The organism is Pseudomonas sp. B12(2026) (assembly GCF_057767015.1).
In genome coordinates, this window is record NZ_CM173430.1 from 4,223,540 (window position 1) to 4,238,014 (window position 14,475).

At 67.1% G+C, this 14,475-nt stretch carries 14 protein-coding genes; 11 read left to right on the forward strand and 3 right to left on the reverse strand.

Going from position 1 to position 14,475, the window contains the following annotated elements; translation table 11 throughout:
* The first annotated feature begins 27 nt into the window (after positions 1–27).
* The 4 genes from minD (at position 28) to AC3B6A_RS19535 (ending at position 3,398) form a co-directional block, all read left to right on the forward strand.
* Entirely contained in the window at positions 28–843 is an 816-nt protein-coding gene (gene minD, locus AC3B6A_RS19520) for a septum site-determining protein MinD (protein ID WP_488398759.1), read from the forward strand.
* Positions 840–1,094, forward strand: a complete 255-nt coding sequence (gene minE / locus AC3B6A_RS19525) for a cell division topological specificity factor MinE (RefSeq protein WP_207887941.1) — start codon at positions 840–842, stop codon at positions 1,092–1,094. The genes minD and minE overlap by 4 nt, the downstream gene beginning before the upstream one ends.
* 76 nt (positions 1,095–1,170) lie before the next feature.
* Positions 1,171–1,806 carry an RluA family pseudouridine synthase gene (locus AC3B6A_RS19530; protein ID WP_488398760.1) on the forward strand — a complete coding sequence of 212 codons (636 nt, stop codon included), beginning with the start codon at positions 1,171–1,173 and terminating at the stop codon, positions 1,804–1,806.
* A gap of 302 nt (positions 1,807–2,108) precedes the next feature.
* Positions 2,109–3,398 (forward strand): M18 family aminopeptidase, encoded by a 1,290-nt coding sequence (locus AC3B6A_RS19535; protein ID WP_488398761.1) that lies wholly within the window; start codon positions 2,109–2,111, stop codon positions 3,396–3,398.
* Positions 3,399–3,775: 377 nt separating this feature from the next.
* Here the strand turns inward: AC3B6A_RS19535 and AC3B6A_RS19540 are convergent, their stop codons facing one another.
* Positions 3,776–4,492, reverse strand: a complete 717-nt coding sequence (locus tag AC3B6A_RS19540; protein ID WP_488398762.1) for a UTRA domain-containing protein — start codon at positions 4,490–4,492, stop codon at positions 3,776–3,778.
* A gap of 355 nt (positions 4,493–4,847) precedes the next feature.
* Here AC3B6A_RS19540 and AC3B6A_RS19545 point away from each other — a divergent pair, with 355 nt between their 5' ends.
* The 6 genes from AC3B6A_RS19545 to AC3B6A_RS19570 are packed head-to-tail and all read left to right on the forward strand — an operon-like array spanning position 4,848 to position 10,034.
* A complete protein-coding gene (locus tag AC3B6A_RS19545) occupies positions 4,848–5,906 on the forward strand; it encodes an ABC transporter substrate-binding protein (protein ID WP_488398763.1) in 1,059 nt (352 codons plus the stop codon).
* A gap of 57 nt (positions 5,907–5,963) precedes the next feature.
* Entirely contained in the window at positions 5,964–6,773 is an 810-nt protein-coding gene (locus AC3B6A_RS19550) for an alkaline phosphatase family protein (RefSeq protein WP_488398764.1), read from the forward strand.
* Positions 6,770–7,612 carry an ABC transporter permease gene (locus tag AC3B6A_RS19555; RefSeq protein WP_488398765.1) on the forward strand — a complete coding sequence of 281 codons (843 nt, stop codon included), beginning with the start codon at positions 6,770–6,772 and terminating at the stop codon, positions 7,610–7,612. Before AC3B6A_RS19550 ends, AC3B6A_RS19555 begins: the two co-directional genes overlap by 4 nt.
* Positions 7,596–8,384 carry an ABC transporter permease gene (locus tag AC3B6A_RS19560; RefSeq protein WP_488398766.1) on the forward strand — a complete coding sequence of 263 codons (789 nt, stop codon included), beginning with the start codon at positions 7,596–7,598 and terminating at the stop codon, positions 8,382–8,384. The genes AC3B6A_RS19555 and AC3B6A_RS19560 overlap by 17 nt, the downstream gene beginning before the upstream one ends.
* A gap of 1 nt (position 8,385) precedes the next feature.
* Positions 8,386–9,381 carry an ABC transporter ATP-binding protein gene (locus AC3B6A_RS19565; protein WP_488398767.1) on the forward strand — a complete coding sequence of 332 codons (996 nt, stop codon included), beginning with the start codon at positions 8,386–8,388 and terminating at the stop codon, positions 9,379–9,381.
* The gene (locus tag AC3B6A_RS19570; protein WP_488398768.1) at positions 9,381–10,034 is read left to right on the forward strand and encodes an HAD family hydrolase; all 654 of its coding nucleotides are present in this window, start codon (positions 9,381–9,383) and stop codon (positions 10,032–10,034) included. The genes AC3B6A_RS19565 and AC3B6A_RS19570 overlap by 1 nt, the downstream gene beginning before the upstream one ends.
* Before the next feature lie 6 nt (positions 10,035–10,040).
* Here the strand turns inward: AC3B6A_RS19570 and AC3B6A_RS19575 are convergent, their stop codons facing one another.
* Together AC3B6A_RS19575 and AC3B6A_RS19580 are read right to left on the reverse strand one after the other, a co-directional pair.
* Entirely contained in the window at positions 10,041–11,204 is a 1,164-nt protein-coding gene (locus AC3B6A_RS19575; RefSeq protein WP_488398770.1) for a site-2 protease family protein, read from the reverse strand.
* A 28-nt stretch (positions 11,205–11,232) separates the two neighbouring features.
* Positions 11,233–12,195, reverse strand: a complete 963-nt coding sequence (locus AC3B6A_RS19580) for an NAD(P)H-quinone oxidoreductase (RefSeq protein ID WP_488398771.1) — start codon at positions 12,193–12,195, stop codon at positions 11,233–11,235.
* Between the two features lie 138 nt (positions 12,196–12,333).
* On the opposite strand from AC3B6A_RS19580, the gene AC3B6A_RS19585 reads away from it, so the two are divergent.
* On the forward strand, positions 12,334–14,412 hold the full coding sequence (locus AC3B6A_RS19585; RefSeq protein WP_488398772.1) for a carboxy terminal-processing peptidase: 2,079 nt from the start codon (positions 12,334–12,336) through the stop codon (positions 14,410–14,412).
* The last annotated feature ends 63 nt before the right edge of the window (positions 14,413–14,475 follow it).

Here is a 14,475-nt window from a genome sequence, read left to right on the forward strand (position 1 = left end):
TTCGTTTTTTCTTTGGGGTGAATCACCTTGGCCAAGATCCTCGTAGTCACTTCCGGTAAGGGTGGCGTCGGTAAAACCACCACCAGCGCAGCCATCGGCACCGGCCTGGCCCTGCGCGGCCACAAGACCGTCATCGTCGACTTCGACGTGGGCCTGCGTAACCTCGACCTGATCATGGGCTGCGAACGCCGCGTGGTTTATGACTTCGTCAACGTCATCAACGGCGAAGCCACCCTCACCCAGGCCCTGATCAAGGACAAGCGCCTCGAGAACCTGTACGTGCTGGCCGCCAGCCAGACCCGCGACAAGGACGCCCTCACCCAGGACGGCGTCGGCAAGGTGATGGAAGAGCTCAAGCAGTCCTTCGACTACATCATCTGCGACTCCCCGGCGGGCATCGAGAAAGGCGCCCACCTGGCCATGTACTACGCCGACGAGGCGATCGTCGTGACCAACCCGGAAGTCTCCTCGGTCCGCGACTCCGACCGCATGCTCGGCCTGCTGGCCAGCAAGTCCGCCCGCGCCGAGAAGGGCGAGGACCCGATCAAGGAGCACCTGCTGCTGACCCGCTACAACCCCGAGCGCGTCACCAAGGGCGAAATGCTCGGCGTCGAGGACGTCGAGGAAATCCTGGCCATCCGCCTGCTCGGCGTGATCCCGGAGTCCCAGGCGGTGCTCAAGGCTTCCAACCAGGGCGTGCCGGTCATCCTCGACGAAGAGAGCGACGCCGGCCAGGCCTACAGCGATGCCGTCGAGCGTCTGATGGGCAAAGAGATGCCGCATCGATTCCTCGATGTGCAGAAGAAAGGATTCCTGCAACGACTGTTCGGAGGACGTGAATGAGCCTTTTAGACTTCTTCCGCAGCCGGAAGCAGCCCTCCAGCGCTTCCATCGCGAAAGAAAGACTCCAGATCATCGTCGCCCATGAGCGCGGCAACCGTTCGCAACCGGACTACCTCCCGCAGCTGCAGAAAGACCTGCTGGAAGTGATCCGCAAATACGTACCCATCGACCAGGAGCAGGTTCAGGTCGAACTGGCCAACCAGGGCAGCTGTTCGATCCTGGAACTCAACATCACCCTGCCGGAACGTTGATCCGGCGGTGGTGAACCTGCGGCGGCCTCGGCCGCCGCAGTCGTTTCAGCCCCCCCTTATTCCAGCAAGAGCTTCCATGCCGCTTTCCCAGATCGAATTCATCCATGAGGACGCCGCCCTGCTGGTGGTGAACAAGCCCACCCTGCTGCTCTCCGTGCCCGGCCGCGCGGACGACAACAAGGACTGCCTGATCACCCGCCTGCAGGAGAACGGCTATCCGGAAGCGCGCATCGTCCACCGCCTGGACTGGGAAACCTCCGGCCTGATCGTGCTGGCCCGCGACGCCGACAGCCACCGCGAGCTGTCCCGGCAGTTCCACGACCGCGAGACCGAGAAGGCCTACACCGCGCTGTGCTGGGGCGAGCCGGAACCGGACAGCGGGCGCATCGAGGCGCCGCTGCGCTACGACCCGCCGACCAAGCCGCGCCACGTGGTGGACTTCGAGCAGGGCCGCCATGCGCTGACCTTCTGGCGCGTGATGGAGCGCCACGGCAACTGGAGCCGCGTCGAACTCACCCCGATCACCGGTCGCTCGCACCAGCTGCGCGTGCACATGCTGAGCATCGGCCACCCGCTGCTGGGCGACCGCCTGTACGCCGAGGGCGAAGCCCTCAGCCTGCGCGACCGCCTATGCCTGCACGCCAGCCTGCTGTGCCTGACCCACCCGCAGACCGGCGAGCGCCTGCGCTTCGAGTCGCCCGCGCCGTTCTGACACCCCGCGGCCGCCATCTGCAGGACGACTGTCTGCTTTTCGTAGGAGCGAGCTTGCTCGCGAACCGGGCCGGCACGGCGTCATGCGTTCGCGAGCAAGCTCGCTCCTACAGAGGAAGCACAGTGCTATCCGGTAGGGCCAGGAGCGGGCCCACGGGGAGCGCCCACAAAAGCGCCCACTGGCACACAGGTATCTCGGCGTACAACCGCGAACGCTTGAATACCCTGCACCACACGCTTCCCCCGGCCGCAGCCCCACGCATTTACGTTAAACTTCCGGCCATTCGCTGTCCGGAGTTACCCATGCGTGCAGAACTCAACCAGGGCCTGATCGACTTCCTCGCGGCCTCCCCCACGCCTTTCCATGCCACCCAGACCCTCGCCCGCCGCCTCGACGAGGCCGGCTACCAGCGTCTGGACGAGCGCGACGCCTGGCGCACCGAAGCCGGTGGCCACTATTACGTCACCCGCAACGACTCGTCGCTGATCGCCTTCAAGCTCGGCAGCGCGCCGCTGCTGGAGAGCGGCCTGCGCCTGGTCGGCGCGCACACCGACAGCCCCTGCCTGCGGGTCAAGCCCAATCCCGAGCTGGTGCGCCAGGGCTACTGGCAACTGGGCGTCGAGGTCTACGGCGGCGCGCTGTTCGCCCCCTGGTTCGACCGCGACCTGTCGCTGGCCGGCCGCGTCACCTTCCGCCTGGCCGGCAAGGTGGAAAGCAAGCTGATCGACTTCAAGGCGCCGATCGCCGTGATCCCCAACCTGGCCATCCACCTCAACCGCGAGGCGAACATGGGCTGGGCGATCAACGCGCAGACCGAGCTGCCGCCGATCCTCGCCCAGGTCTCCGCCGGCGAGGGCCGCGACTTCCGCGACCTGCTCGGCGAGCAGCTGCAGCTGGAACACGGCATCACCGCCGACGCCATCCTCGACTACGAACTGAGCTTCTACGACACCCAGCGCGCCGCCGTGATCGGCCTCGACCAGGCCTTCATCGCCGGCGCCCGCCTGGACAACCTGCTGTCCTGCTACGCCGGCCTGCAGGCGCTGCTGGCCAGCGATGCCGCACAGAGTGGCGTGCTGGTCTGCACCGATCACGAGGAAGTCGGCTCCTGCTCCGCCTGCGGCGCCGACGGCCCGTTCCTCGAACAGGTGCTGCGCCGCCTGCTGCCGGAGAACGACATCTACACCCGCGCCGTGCAGCGCTCGCTGCTGGTCTCCGCCGACAACGCCCACGGCGTGCACCCCAACTACGCCGACAAGCACGACGCCAACCACGGCCCGAAGCTCAACGGCGGCCCGGTGATCAAGATCAACAGCAACCAGCGCTACGCCACCAACAGCGAGACCGCCGGCTTCTTCCGCCACCTGTGCCTGGAAAACGAAGTGCCGGTGCAGAGCTTCGTGACCCGCAGCGACATGGGCTGCGGCTCCACCATCGGTCCGATCACCGCCAGCCAGATCGGCGTGCGCACCGTGGACATCGGCCTGCCGACCTTCGCCATGCACTCCATCCGCGAGCTGGCCGGCAGCCAGGACCTGCACTACCTGACCAAGGTCCTCAGCGCCTTCTACGACAGCGCCGACCTGCCCTGACCCGAACGCCCGGCACTTGCCGGGCGTTTTTCCTTGGTGTCGCCGGCGGGAGATCGAACCGCTCCGCACTCCGCAGCCGAGCGCCCCTGCTTCCGCAGGCGCGTTCCATGAGAGCAATCGCGCGCCCCGCGCACCGAGATGGCTTGCGTAGGAGCGGACTTCGCCCGCGATGGCCCAAAGGGCCGGCCTGGCGGCCGGATCGCGGATAAGATCCGCTCCTACGAGATCAAAAGCCCGTCACCCTGACTGCGGGGAGGCAACCCGTGCACGGGGATGGTTTTCGTAGGAGCGGACTCCGTCCGCGATGGGTTCCGCTGCGGGGTTGATCGCGGACGGAGTCCGCTCCTACAAGAGCACCGTCCCGCTGCGCCGGAGGTTCAATCCGGCACTTCCACGCTCACATGAATGGCATCGTGCCGCCAGAACTCCAGGTCGCAGTCGATGATCCGCCCGTGCTGGTCGCGGTTGATGCGGGTGATGCGCAGCGCCGGGCTGCCCTCGGCGACGCGCAGCACGCCGGCCGCCTCGCCGTGCAGGGCGGTGGGCACCATGTCGAAGCGCACGCGGCCGTAGCGGATGTCGTAGCGGCTGCCGTACAGCTCGGTCAGCGAGCAGGTGAGGTCGCTGTCGAGAATGCCGGGGAAATACGCCGGATTCAGGTAGTGCTCGACGTAGAGCACCAGCCGGCCGTCCACCCGCCGCAGGCGGCGGATCTGGAACACGCTGGACAGCGCCGGCAGCTCCAGCAGCTCGCAGATCGCCGCGCTGGCGGGGATCTGCCGGGCCGACAGCACTTCGGTGGCCGGCACGCGGCCCTGCCCTTCGACCATCGCGTGGTAGTGGCTGCGCACCAGCGGGTTGTAGAGCAGGCGCGGCGGCGAGACGAACCAGCCACGGCGTTCCTCGCGGTAGATCAGCCCCTGGGCCTCCAGTTGGCCCAGCGCCTCGCGCAAGGTGATCCGCGTGGTATCGAACAGTTCGCTGAGCTTGCGCTCGGCCGGCAGCTTGCCGCCGGCGCGGAGCAGCCCGCTGTCGATCTGTTCGATCAGTGCCCGGCAGATCGCCGTCACCGTGGGTAGCGCCGCATCGCGCATGCCGAGTCCTCTTTTGGCCTAGTCCAGACCGGAAACGGGGCATTTCGCTGCCCGCCCCGGGGTGCCGCCATCCTAGGAAAATCCCGTGACCGTCCCGTGACAGCCGGCTTTCAGGCGGCGCCCGCGCCAGTTCAAGAAAGCAGCGTAGACCAATGAAACCGCGACGTTGGCGATGGTCTACGCTTTCCCCGGACGCCCCGCCGGACTGCCTCGCCGCCCGTGCCGGCGCCAGGCAGGACATCAAACTGTCATCCGGGCCGCATAGATTGGCCTGGGTCTTGCTGATCTAGACCAATGCGTTCCCGCGTCGGCGGATGCCGGACACGGACCTACCTCACGATCGAAGGAGCACCGAATGAAACGCTTGCTTGCTTCACTGCTGGGATCGGCCATTGCCATCGGCAGTGGCCTCGCCATGGCGGCCGACGCCGACCTGCAATCGCTGGAAGCCGCCGCCCGCAAGGAAGGCCAGGTGAACAGCGTGGGCATGCCCGACAGCTGGGCGAACTGGAAGGACACCTGGAAGGACCTGGAAAGCAAGTACGGCCTCAAGCACATGGACACCGACATGAGCTCGGCCCAGGAGCTGGCCAAGTTCAAGGCCGAAGCGGAGAACGCCAGCGCCGACATCGGTGACGTCGGCGCCGCCTTCGGGCCGATCGCCGTGCAGCAGGACGTCAGCCAGCCCTACAAGCCGAGCACCTGGGACCAGGTTCCGGAGTGGGCCAAGGACAAGGACGGCCACTGGGCGCTGGCCTACACCGGCACCATCGCCTTCATCGTCAACAAGCAGTTGGTCAAGGACGTCCCGCACAGCTGGGCCGACCTGCTCAACGGCTCGTACAAGGTCACCATCGGCGACGTCAGCACCGCGGCCCAGGCGGTCAACGGCGTGCTGGCGGCGAGCATCGCCAACGGCGGCGACGAGACCAATATCAAGCCGGGCCTGGAGTTCTTCGCGCAGCTGGCCAAGCAGGGCCGTCTGTCGCTGACCAACCCGGTGATCAATACCCTGGAGAAGGGCGAGGTCGAAGTCGGCATCGTCTGGGACTTCAACGGCCTGAGCTACCGCGACCAGATCGACCCGTCGCGCTTCGAGGTGCTGATTCCCTCCGACGGCTCGGTGATCTCCGGCTACACCACCATCATCAACAAGCACGCGAAGAACCCGAACGCCGCCAAGCTGGCCCGCGAGTACATCTTCAGCGACGCCGGGCAGATCAACCTGGCCAAGGGCAACGCCCGGCCGATCCGCGCCGAGCATCTGACCCTGCCGGCCGAGGTGAAGGCCAAGCTGCTGCCCAACGAGCAGTACGCCAAGGCCCAGCCGATCAAGGACGCCAAGGCCTGGGAAGAGACCTCCAAGCGGCTGCCGCGCCTGTGGCAGGAACACGTCATCATCAACATGCAGTGACGCCCGGCCGCCCCGGTTCGCCGGGGCGGCTCCGCGCGCCGACAAAGGCCCCGCCCCATGCGCCACGACGTCATCCTGGTCATCCTCGACGGCCTCAACCACAGCGTCGCCCACGACTGCATGGGCCACCTGCAGGCCCTGTGCAACGCCGGCCGCGGCCGGCTCTACCGGCTCGAATGCGAGCTGCCCTCGCTGTCGCGCCCGCTCTACGAATGCATCCTCACGGGCGTGCCGCCCATCGACAGCGGCATCCTGCACAACGACGTGTCGCGCCTGTCGAACCAGCGCAGCCTGTTCCACTATGCCCGCGCCGCCGGCCTGTCGACCGCCGCGGCGGCCTATCACTGGATCAGCGAGCTGTACAACCGCACGCCCTTCGACCCGGCCCGCGACCGCCACACCGACGACCAATCCCTGCCGATCCAGCATGGCCACTTCTACTGGACCGACCACTACCCCGACTCGCACCTGTTCACCGACGCCGAGTCGCTGCGCCGCCGCCACGCGCCGAACTGCCTGCTGGTGCATCCGATGAACATCGACGACGCCGGCCACAAGCACGGCCTGGGCACCGCGCAGTACCGCAACAGCGCGCGGCACGCCGACGTCATCCTCTCCGAGTACCTGCACCAGTGGCTGGCAGCCGGCTACCAGGTGATGGTCACCGCCGACCACGGCATGAACGACGACCGCAGCCACGGCGGCACCCTGCCGGAGGAGCGCGAAGTGCCGCTGTTCGTCTTCGGCGACGCCTTCAGCCTCGACGACCAGGCGCGCCCGCGCCAGGTCGAGCTGTGCGGCACGCTGTGCGAAATCCTCGGCGCCGCCCACGACAAACCCGTCTGCCGGGAGTTGCTCAAGGCATGAGATCGAATCGCGGAAAACTCGTCGCCCTGCTCTGCCTGCTGCCCTTCGCGGTGTTCTTCTTCGCCTTCGAGGTCGCCCCGCTGCTGTGGATCGCGGTGAACAGCCTGCGCACCAGCGATGCCTGGGGCCTGGGCAACTTCGCCGAGATCCTCGGCTCGCCGTTCTACCTGCAGGCGATCCGCTACAGCCTGGAAATCTCGCTGTGGTCGAGCCTGATCGGCCTGCTCATCGCCGTGCTCGGCAGCTACTCGCTGCGCCAGGTGGACAGCCGGCTGCGCGACTTCGTGATGGCCTTCGCCAACATGACCAGCAACTTCGCCGGGGTGCCGCTGGCCTTCGCCTTCATCATCATCCTCGGCTTCAACGGCGCCATCACGCTGCTGCTGAAACAGGCGGGGATCATCCACGACTTCAACCTCTACTCGAAGACCGGCCTGATCATCCTCTACACCTACTTCCAGATTCCGCTGGGGGTGATGCTGCTCTACCCGGCCTTCGACGCGCTGCGCGAGGACTGGCGCGAGTCCGCCGCGCTGCTGGGCGCCAGCCACTGGGCGTTCTGGCGGCACATCGGCATCCCGGTGCTGACCCCGGCGCTGCTGGGCACCTTCGTCATCCTCCTGGCCAACGCCCTGGGCGCCTACGCCACGGTGTACTCGCTGACCACCGGCAACTTCAACGTGGTGCCGATCCGCATCGCCGGGCTGGTCTCGGGCGACGTGTTCCTCGACCCGAACATGGCCAGCGCGCTGGCCATGTTCCTGGTCGGCCTGATGACCCTGATCACCCTCGCCCACCAGTGGCTGCTGCGCCGGAGCTACCATGTCCAGAAACGCTAGCGGGATCTACCACCGAGCGGTGGTGTACGCGCTGTTCCTGATCCTCCTCGTGCCGCTGGCCGCCACCCTGCTCTACTCGCTGTCCACCGCCTGGGGCGCCAGCGTGCTGCCCGACGGGATGACGCTGAAGTGGTACCTGACGCTGTGGAGCGACCCGCGCTTCCTCACCGCCTTCGGCCAGTCGCTGCTGGTGTGCTTCGGCTCGCTGGTGCTGAGCGTGGTGCTGGTGCTGCCGCTGATGTTCGTCGTGCACTACTACTTCCCGCGCCTGGACGCGCTGATGAACGTGCTGATCCTGCTGCCCTTCGCGGTGCCGCCGGTGGTCTCCTCGGTCGGCCTGCTGCAGCTCTATGCCGCCGGCCCGCTGCCGCTGATCGGCACGCCCTGGGTGCTGATCGGCTGCTACTTCACCATCGCCCTGCCGTTCATGTACCGGGCGATCAGCAACAACCTGCAGGCGATCAACCTGCACGACCTGATGGACGCCGCCCACCTGCTCGGCGCCAGCACCTGGCAGGCGGCCCTGCTGGTGGTGCTGCCGAACCTGCGCAAGGGCCTGATGGTGGCGCTGTTCCTGTCGTTCTCCTTCCTCATCGGCGAGTTCGTCTTCGCCAACCTGCTGGTGGGCACCCGCTACGAGACCCTGCAGGTGTTCCTCAACAACATGCGCAACAGCAGCGGCCACTACACCAGCGCGGTGGTGGTCTCCTACTTCCTCTTCGTCCTGCTGCTCACCTGGGCGGCCAACCGCTTGAACAAGGACAAGGCCTGACATGAGCTTCCTCAGCGTCGAACGACTGAACAAGAGCTACGACAACACCTCGGTGTTCCAGGACATCGACTTCGCCGCCGAACGCGGCGAGTTCGTCACCCTGCTCGGCCCCAGCGGCTGCGGCAAGTCCACCCTGCTGCGCTGCATCGCCGGGCTCACCCCGGTGGACAGCGGGCGCATCCTGCTGGACGGCGAGGACATCGTGCCCGCCAGCCCGCAGAAGCGCGGCATCGCCATGGTGTTCCAGAGCTACGCGCTGTTCCCCAACATGACCGTGGAGCAGAACGTCGCCTTCGGCCTGCGCATGCAGAAGGTGCCGGCGGCGGAGTCCGCCCAGCGCGTCGGCGAGGCGCTGGAGATGGTCGAACTGGGCGGGCTGGCCGCGCGCTACCCGCACCAGCTCTCCGGCGGCCAGTGCCAGCGCGTCGCCCTGGCCCGCTCGCTGGTCACCCGCCCGCGCCTGCTGCTGCTCGACGAGCCGCTGTCGGCGCTGGACGCGCGCATCCGCAAGCACCTGCGCGAACAGATCCGGCGCATCCAGCAGGAGCTGCAACTGACCACGGTGTTCGTCACCCACGACCAGGAGGAGGCGCTGACCCTCTCCGACCGCGTCGTGCTGATGAACGCCGGGCGCATCGTCCAGAGCGGCGACGCGGAAACCCTCTACACCGCGCCGGAAAACGCCTTCGCCGCCGGCTTCATCGGCAACTACAACCTGCTCGAAGCCGCCCAGGCGAGCCGCCTGCTGGACCGGCCCTTCCAGCAGAAGGTGGCGATCCGTCCGGAGTCCCTGCGCCTGAGCGTGGAGGCGGACGACGGCATCCCGGTCCGGGTGGTCTCCCACAGCCTGCTCGGCAACGTGATCCGCTACCGGGTGGACGCCGCCGGCGTGGAGCTGACCGTGGACGTCCTCAACCGCAGCGCCGAGCGTCTCTACCCGGCCGGCACCACGCTCGGCCTGCACGTGGATATTGAAAGCATCCGGGAGGTGGCCTGATGGCCCTGGTGATCTTCGACCTTGACGACACCCTGATCGACGGCGACTGCGCAAGCCTGTGGAGCCGGCGCATGGCCGATCTCGGCTGGGTCGACGCGGAGTCGTTCCTCAGGCGCGACGCCGAACTGATGGCGCTGTACGCACTGGGCAAGCTGCCCATGGAGGACTACATGGCCTTCGCCCTGGAGCCGATGGCCGGGCGCGGCGTGGAGGAGATCGAGCGCGAGGTGGAAGCCTTCGTCGAGGAGGTGATCGAGCCGCTGATCCACAGCGACGCCTGCACCACCCTCGCCCGCCACCGCGAGGCCGGCGACCGCCCGCTGGTGATCTCCGCCTCGGGGGTGCATCTGGTACAGCCGATCGCGCAGCGGATCGGCATCGACGAAGTGCTGGCCATCGACCTGGAGGTGGTGAACGGCCATTACACCGGCCGCACCGTGGGCGTCCTCACCTACCGCGAAGGCAAGGTGCTGCGCCTGCGCGACCTGCTGCGGGGCGACGACAGCCCGCTGGCCGACGCGCACTTCTACTCCGACTCGCGCAATGACCTGCCGCTGCTCAGGCTGGTCGGCCACCCGCATGTGGTGAACGCCGACCCGGTGCTGCTGGAACATGCGCAGGCGATGGGCTGGGACAATCTCGTCTGGAAGTGAGCCGGCTCAGCCGCGCAGGAAGCGGAGCATGCCCTGCTGGATTCGCGCCTCTTCCTTCTCCATGGAAAGATCGGGCGACAGCGCGGCATGCTCGAGCCCCCGCGCCAACTGACGGCGAAGCTCCCCGTCGTCGCCGGCCAGCGCCGCACGCAGGGCCAGGCAGCGCGCCCAGATGCTGGCGTATTCCCGTTGCAGCCGGCGCGGCAGCAACTCGTCGAGCAGCCCGACGGCACTCCCGCTGGCCACCGCCCGGGCGAATGCCAGCTCGGTGTCCATCAGTCGCAACAGGTCGTACAGCGGACGCAGCATCGCCTCCGGCAGCGCCGTGCGTTGCGCCTGGAACACGGCATCCAGCGCGGCTGCGTCTTCCCAGCGTCCCTGGACCAGCAGCCCCCTGAGGCGGATATACAGCGCCAGCAGCGACATGGGCTGCTCCTGAGCCTCCAGCAGGCGCAGGTCCGCCGGGTCCGCCTGATCGGCGCACTGTCCCGCGCAGGCCGCCGCCATCAGCCGGGCGAAAGCCAGCCTGGGATGGCCGACATCCATACCGCGCCACCAGCGCAGCAGCCAGAGCCCGTCGCTGACCTGCGGCTTGCGCTCGACCGGCAGCAGATTGGCGATGCCCACACAGGCGTTGCAGGCAGCGAATGCCAGCAGTACCCCGGCGGCGGCGTTGGGTACCAGCAACATCCCCAGCGCGCCAACCAACAGCGCAAGGGTCAGATTCGCCAGCGGCCCACCGGCAACGAAGCACATATGCTGCCGCCGCCAGGAACCGCGCGGATCGGCGAAGGCCATGACAAAGCCCTGCAGGCGTTTTTGCGTGCGCGGCGGCCAGCCCAGTTTCCAGCCGTTGCGCAACATCCGGATATCCAGGCGTCCGACACGCATGCGCAGAACCGTCATCCCGCTCCAGCGCGCCGCCAGCAGATGGCCCAGCTCATGGGCGACGACGGACAGGTGAATGAGGAAGAAGCTGGCAACCACGCCTGACAGAATCCAGACGCCCCCCTCGGGCAGCCACAACACGCACAGCAGCACACCCAGCGCGCCGGCCGCGGCGCTCAAGGCGAACTGGAGCAGCCACAGCAGGCTGTTGAGCCAGCCCGGCAGGCTCCAGAAACCCTCCACCACCTCGCCGTCGCCGGCGATCTCCCTCGTCTCGGCCATGCGCGCACTCCCTGCGTCCGGCGCCCGATCAGCTCAGGCTTTCGTCGATCAGCACCACGACCTTGCCCTGCACCTGGTTGCTGGCCAGCGCCTCGAAGGCGCCCTGCGCCTGGCTGATCGGGAAGGTGCGCTCCAGTTGCGGGCTCAGCTTGCCGGTTGCGAACAGCGGCCAGACCTTCTGCCCCAGCTCGGCGATCAGCTGCGCCTTGAAGCCGGCGTCGCGCGAGCGCAGGGTCGAGCCGATCAGCTGGATGCGCTTGCCCAGCAGCAGCGCCAGGTCCAGTTCGGCCTTGCGACCGCCCATCAGGCCGATGACCACCCATCGGCCATCGCGGCCGAGGATTTCCAGGTCCAGCTTGGCGTAGTTGGCGCCCACCGGATCGAGGATCACGTCGAACGGCGCGAAGTCCCGCAGGGAGTCGAGGCTCTCGCCACGCAGCGCGCCGCCCTCGGCGCCCAGCTCCGCGCAGTAGGCCAGGCGCTCGGCGGAACCGACGCTGACCCAGCAGGGGCTGCCGAAGGCCTTGCACAGCTGGATGCCGGCCGAGCCGACGCCACTGGCGCCGGCATGCAGCAGGACCTTCTCGCCCGGCTGCAGCGCGCCGAGCATGAACAGGTTCAGCCAGGCGGTGGCGTAGACCTCGGGCAGCGCCGCGGCCTCGGCCAGGGAGAGCCCCGCCGGTACGGGCAAAACGTGCCGCTCGTCCACCACCACTTCCTCGGCCATGCCGCCACCGGCGAGCAGCGCGCAGACCCGGTCGCCGACCTGCCAGGTGCTGCCGGCGCCCACCTCGGCGACCACCCCGGAGCACTCCAGGCCGATGACATCGCTGGCCCCGGGCGGCGGCGGGTACAGGCCGGCCACCTGCAACAGGTCGGCACGGTTGAGTCCGGCGGCGGCGACCTGGATGCGAATCTCTCCCTGCGCGCAGGCCGGAGCGGGGCGCTCGGCCCATTCCACCCGTCCTTCGATACCTTGCAATGCGTTCACGCTGCCTCCATAGTGACCTTGCAGGGCCCGATCCGTAAGGTCGGGCCTTTTCTTCGCGCCGAATTCTCCAGCGATTGAACCCGGCGCCGCCAATTACGGCCTAATATGCGTCATAACTCCGCACTCAGTCGAATCAGCATGAAGCGATTTTTGCCCCGTACCGCCCTGTTGTTCATCCTCGGCGCAACCACCCTGTCCTCGTTTGCCGCCACCAGCGCCCCGAACGTGTGGGATGGCCTGCAGCCGGACCGGGACCAGGTGATCGCCAGCCTCAACATCGTTGAGCTGCTCAAGCGCCATCACTACAACAAGCCGCCGCTGAACGACGAGCGCTCGGCGAAGATCTATGACAGCTACCTGAAGACCCTCGACCCGGCGCGCATGTACTTCACCGCCGCCGACATCGACCAGTTCGCCCCCTGGCGCACCCAGTTCGACGACTTCCTGAAGAGCGGCGAGCTCGACCCCGGCTTCACCATCTACAAGCGCCATCTCGACCGCCTGAAGGAGCGCCTGGACTTCGCCCTGGCGCTGCTCGACAAGGGCGTCGACAAGCTCGACTTCAGCACCAGCGAGTCCCTCGAGATCGACCGTGAAAAGTCCCCCTGGGCGAAGAACGGCGCCGAGCTGGACGACCTGTGGCGCAAGAAGGTCAAGGACGAAGTCCTGCGCCTGAAGATCGCCGGCAAGGACAACAAGGCCATCCAGGAACAGCTGACCAAGCGCTACAAGAACCAGCTGATGCGTCTGGAGCAGACCCGCAGCGAAGACATCTTCCAGGCCTACATCAACGCCTTCGCGCAGACCTACGATCCGCACACCCAGTACCTGTCGCCGGACAGCGCGGAAAACTTCGACATCAACATGAGCCTCTCGCTGGAAGGCATCGGCGCCGTGCTGCAGAGCGACAACGACTACGTCAAGGTCGTGCGCCTGGTACCGGCGGGCCCCGCGGAGAAGAGCAAGCAGATCGCCACCTCCGACAAGATCATCGGCGTCGCCCAGGGCAAGGGCGAAATGGTCGACGTGGTCGGCTGGCGCCTGGATGAAGTGGTCAAGCTGATCCGCGGTCCGAAAGGTTCGCAGGTGCGCCTGGAGGTGATCCCGGCGAGCAACGCGCCGAACGACCAGACCAGCAAGATCGTCACCATCACCCGCGAGGCGGTGAAGCTCGAAGACCAGGCGGCGAAGAAGTCGGAAATCACCCTCGACCACGAAGGCAAGAGCTACAAGCTGGGCATCATCGACGTGCCGGCCTTCTACCTCGACTTCAAGGCCTACCGCGCCGGCGACCCGGACTACAAGTCCACCACCCGCGACGTGAAGAAGCTGATCGCCGAACTGCAGAAGGACAAGGTCGACGGCATCGTCATCGACCTGCGCAACAATGGCGGCGGCTCCCTGCAGGAAGCCACCGAGCTGACCGGCCTGTTCATCGACCAGGGCCCGACCGTGCTGGTGCGCAACAGCGACGGCCGCGTCGACGTGCTCAACGATGACGAAGGCAAGGCCTTCTACACCGGTCCGATGACCGTGCTGGTCAACCGCCTGTCCGCCTCGGCCTCGGAGATCTTCGCCGGCGCCATGCAGGACTACCACCGCGCACTGATCGTCGGCGGCCAGACCTTCGGCAAGGGCACCGTGCAGACCATCCAGCCGCTCAACCACGGCGAGCTGAAGCTGACCCTGGCCAAGTTCTACCGCGTCTCCGGCCAGAGCACCCAGCACCAGGGCGTGATCCCGGACATCAGCTACCCGTCCATCGTCGACGACAAGGAAATCGGCGAGAGCGCCCTGCCCGACTCCATGCCGTGGGACACCATCAAGCCGGCGCTGACCGCCCAGGCCGACCCGTTCAAGCCGTTCCTCGACCAGCTGCGCAGCCGGCATGACGCGCGCACCGCGAACAACGCCGACTTCGTCTACGCCCGCGAGCGTCTGGCGCTGGCCCAGGAGCTGATGAAGGAGAAGACCGTCAGCCTCAACGAAGCCAAGCGCCGCGCCCAGCAGACCAGCATCGAGAACCGCCAGCTGGCCATGGAGAACGCCCTGCGCAAATCCAAGGGCCAGGAGCCGCTCAAGGAACTGAAGAAGGAAGACGAGAACGCCCTGCCGGAGGAAGACAAGACCAAGCCGCAGGACGACGCCTACCTGACCGAATCCGGGCACATCCTGATCGACTACCTGAACCTCGACACGCAGGTCGCCAAACACTGATCGGATGTAATCAAACAGTCATGATGCTGTCGTGAAATGCACAGGGCCGGGAAACCGGCCCTG

Excerpts from the sequence above, each read along its gene's own strand:
- minE (WP_207887941.1), top strand. The coding sequence starts at position 840 with ATGAGCCTTTTAGACTTCTTCCGCAGCCGGAAGCAGCCCTCCAGCGCT.
- AC3B6A_RS19530 (WP_488398760.1), top strand. The coding sequence starts at position 1,171 with ATGCCGCTTTCCCAGATCGAATTCATCCATGAGGACGCCGCCCTGCTG.
- AC3B6A_RS19535 (WP_488398761.1), top strand. The coding sequence starts at position 2,109 with ATGCGTGCAGAACTCAACCAGGGCCTGATCGACTTCCTCGCGGCCTCC.
- AC3B6A_RS19540 (WP_488398762.1), bottom strand. The coding sequence starts at position 4,492 with ATGCGCGATGCGGCGCTACCCACGGTGACGGCGATCTGCCGGGCACTG.
- AC3B6A_RS19545 (WP_488398763.1), top strand. The coding sequence starts at position 4,848 with ATGAAACGCTTGCTTGCTTCACTGCTGGGATCGGCCATTGCCATCGGC.
- AC3B6A_RS19550 (WP_488398764.1), top strand. The coding sequence starts at position 5,964 with ATGCGCCACGACGTCATCCTGGTCATCCTCGACGGCCTCAACCACAGC.
- AC3B6A_RS19555 (WP_488398765.1), top strand. The coding sequence starts at position 6,770 with ATGAGATCGAATCGCGGAAAACTCGTCGCCCTGCTCTGCCTGCTGCCC.
- AC3B6A_RS19560 (WP_488398766.1), top strand. The coding sequence starts at position 7,596 with ATGTCCAGAAACGCTAGCGGGATCTACCACCGAGCGGTGGTGTACGCG.
- AC3B6A_RS19565 (WP_488398767.1), top strand. The coding sequence starts at position 8,386 with ATGAGCTTCCTCAGCGTCGAACGACTGAACAAGAGCTACGACAACACC.
- AC3B6A_RS19570 (WP_488398768.1), top strand. The coding sequence starts at position 9,381 with ATGGCCCTGGTGATCTTCGACCTTGACGACACCCTGATCGACGGCGAC.
- AC3B6A_RS19575 (WP_488398770.1), bottom strand. The coding sequence starts at position 11,204 with ATGGCCGAGACGAGGGAGATCGCCGGCGACGGCGAGGTGGTGGAGGGT.
- AC3B6A_RS19585 (WP_488398772.1), top strand. The coding sequence starts at position 12,334 with ATGAAGCGATTTTTGCCCCGTACCGCCCTGTTGTTCATCCTCGGCGCA.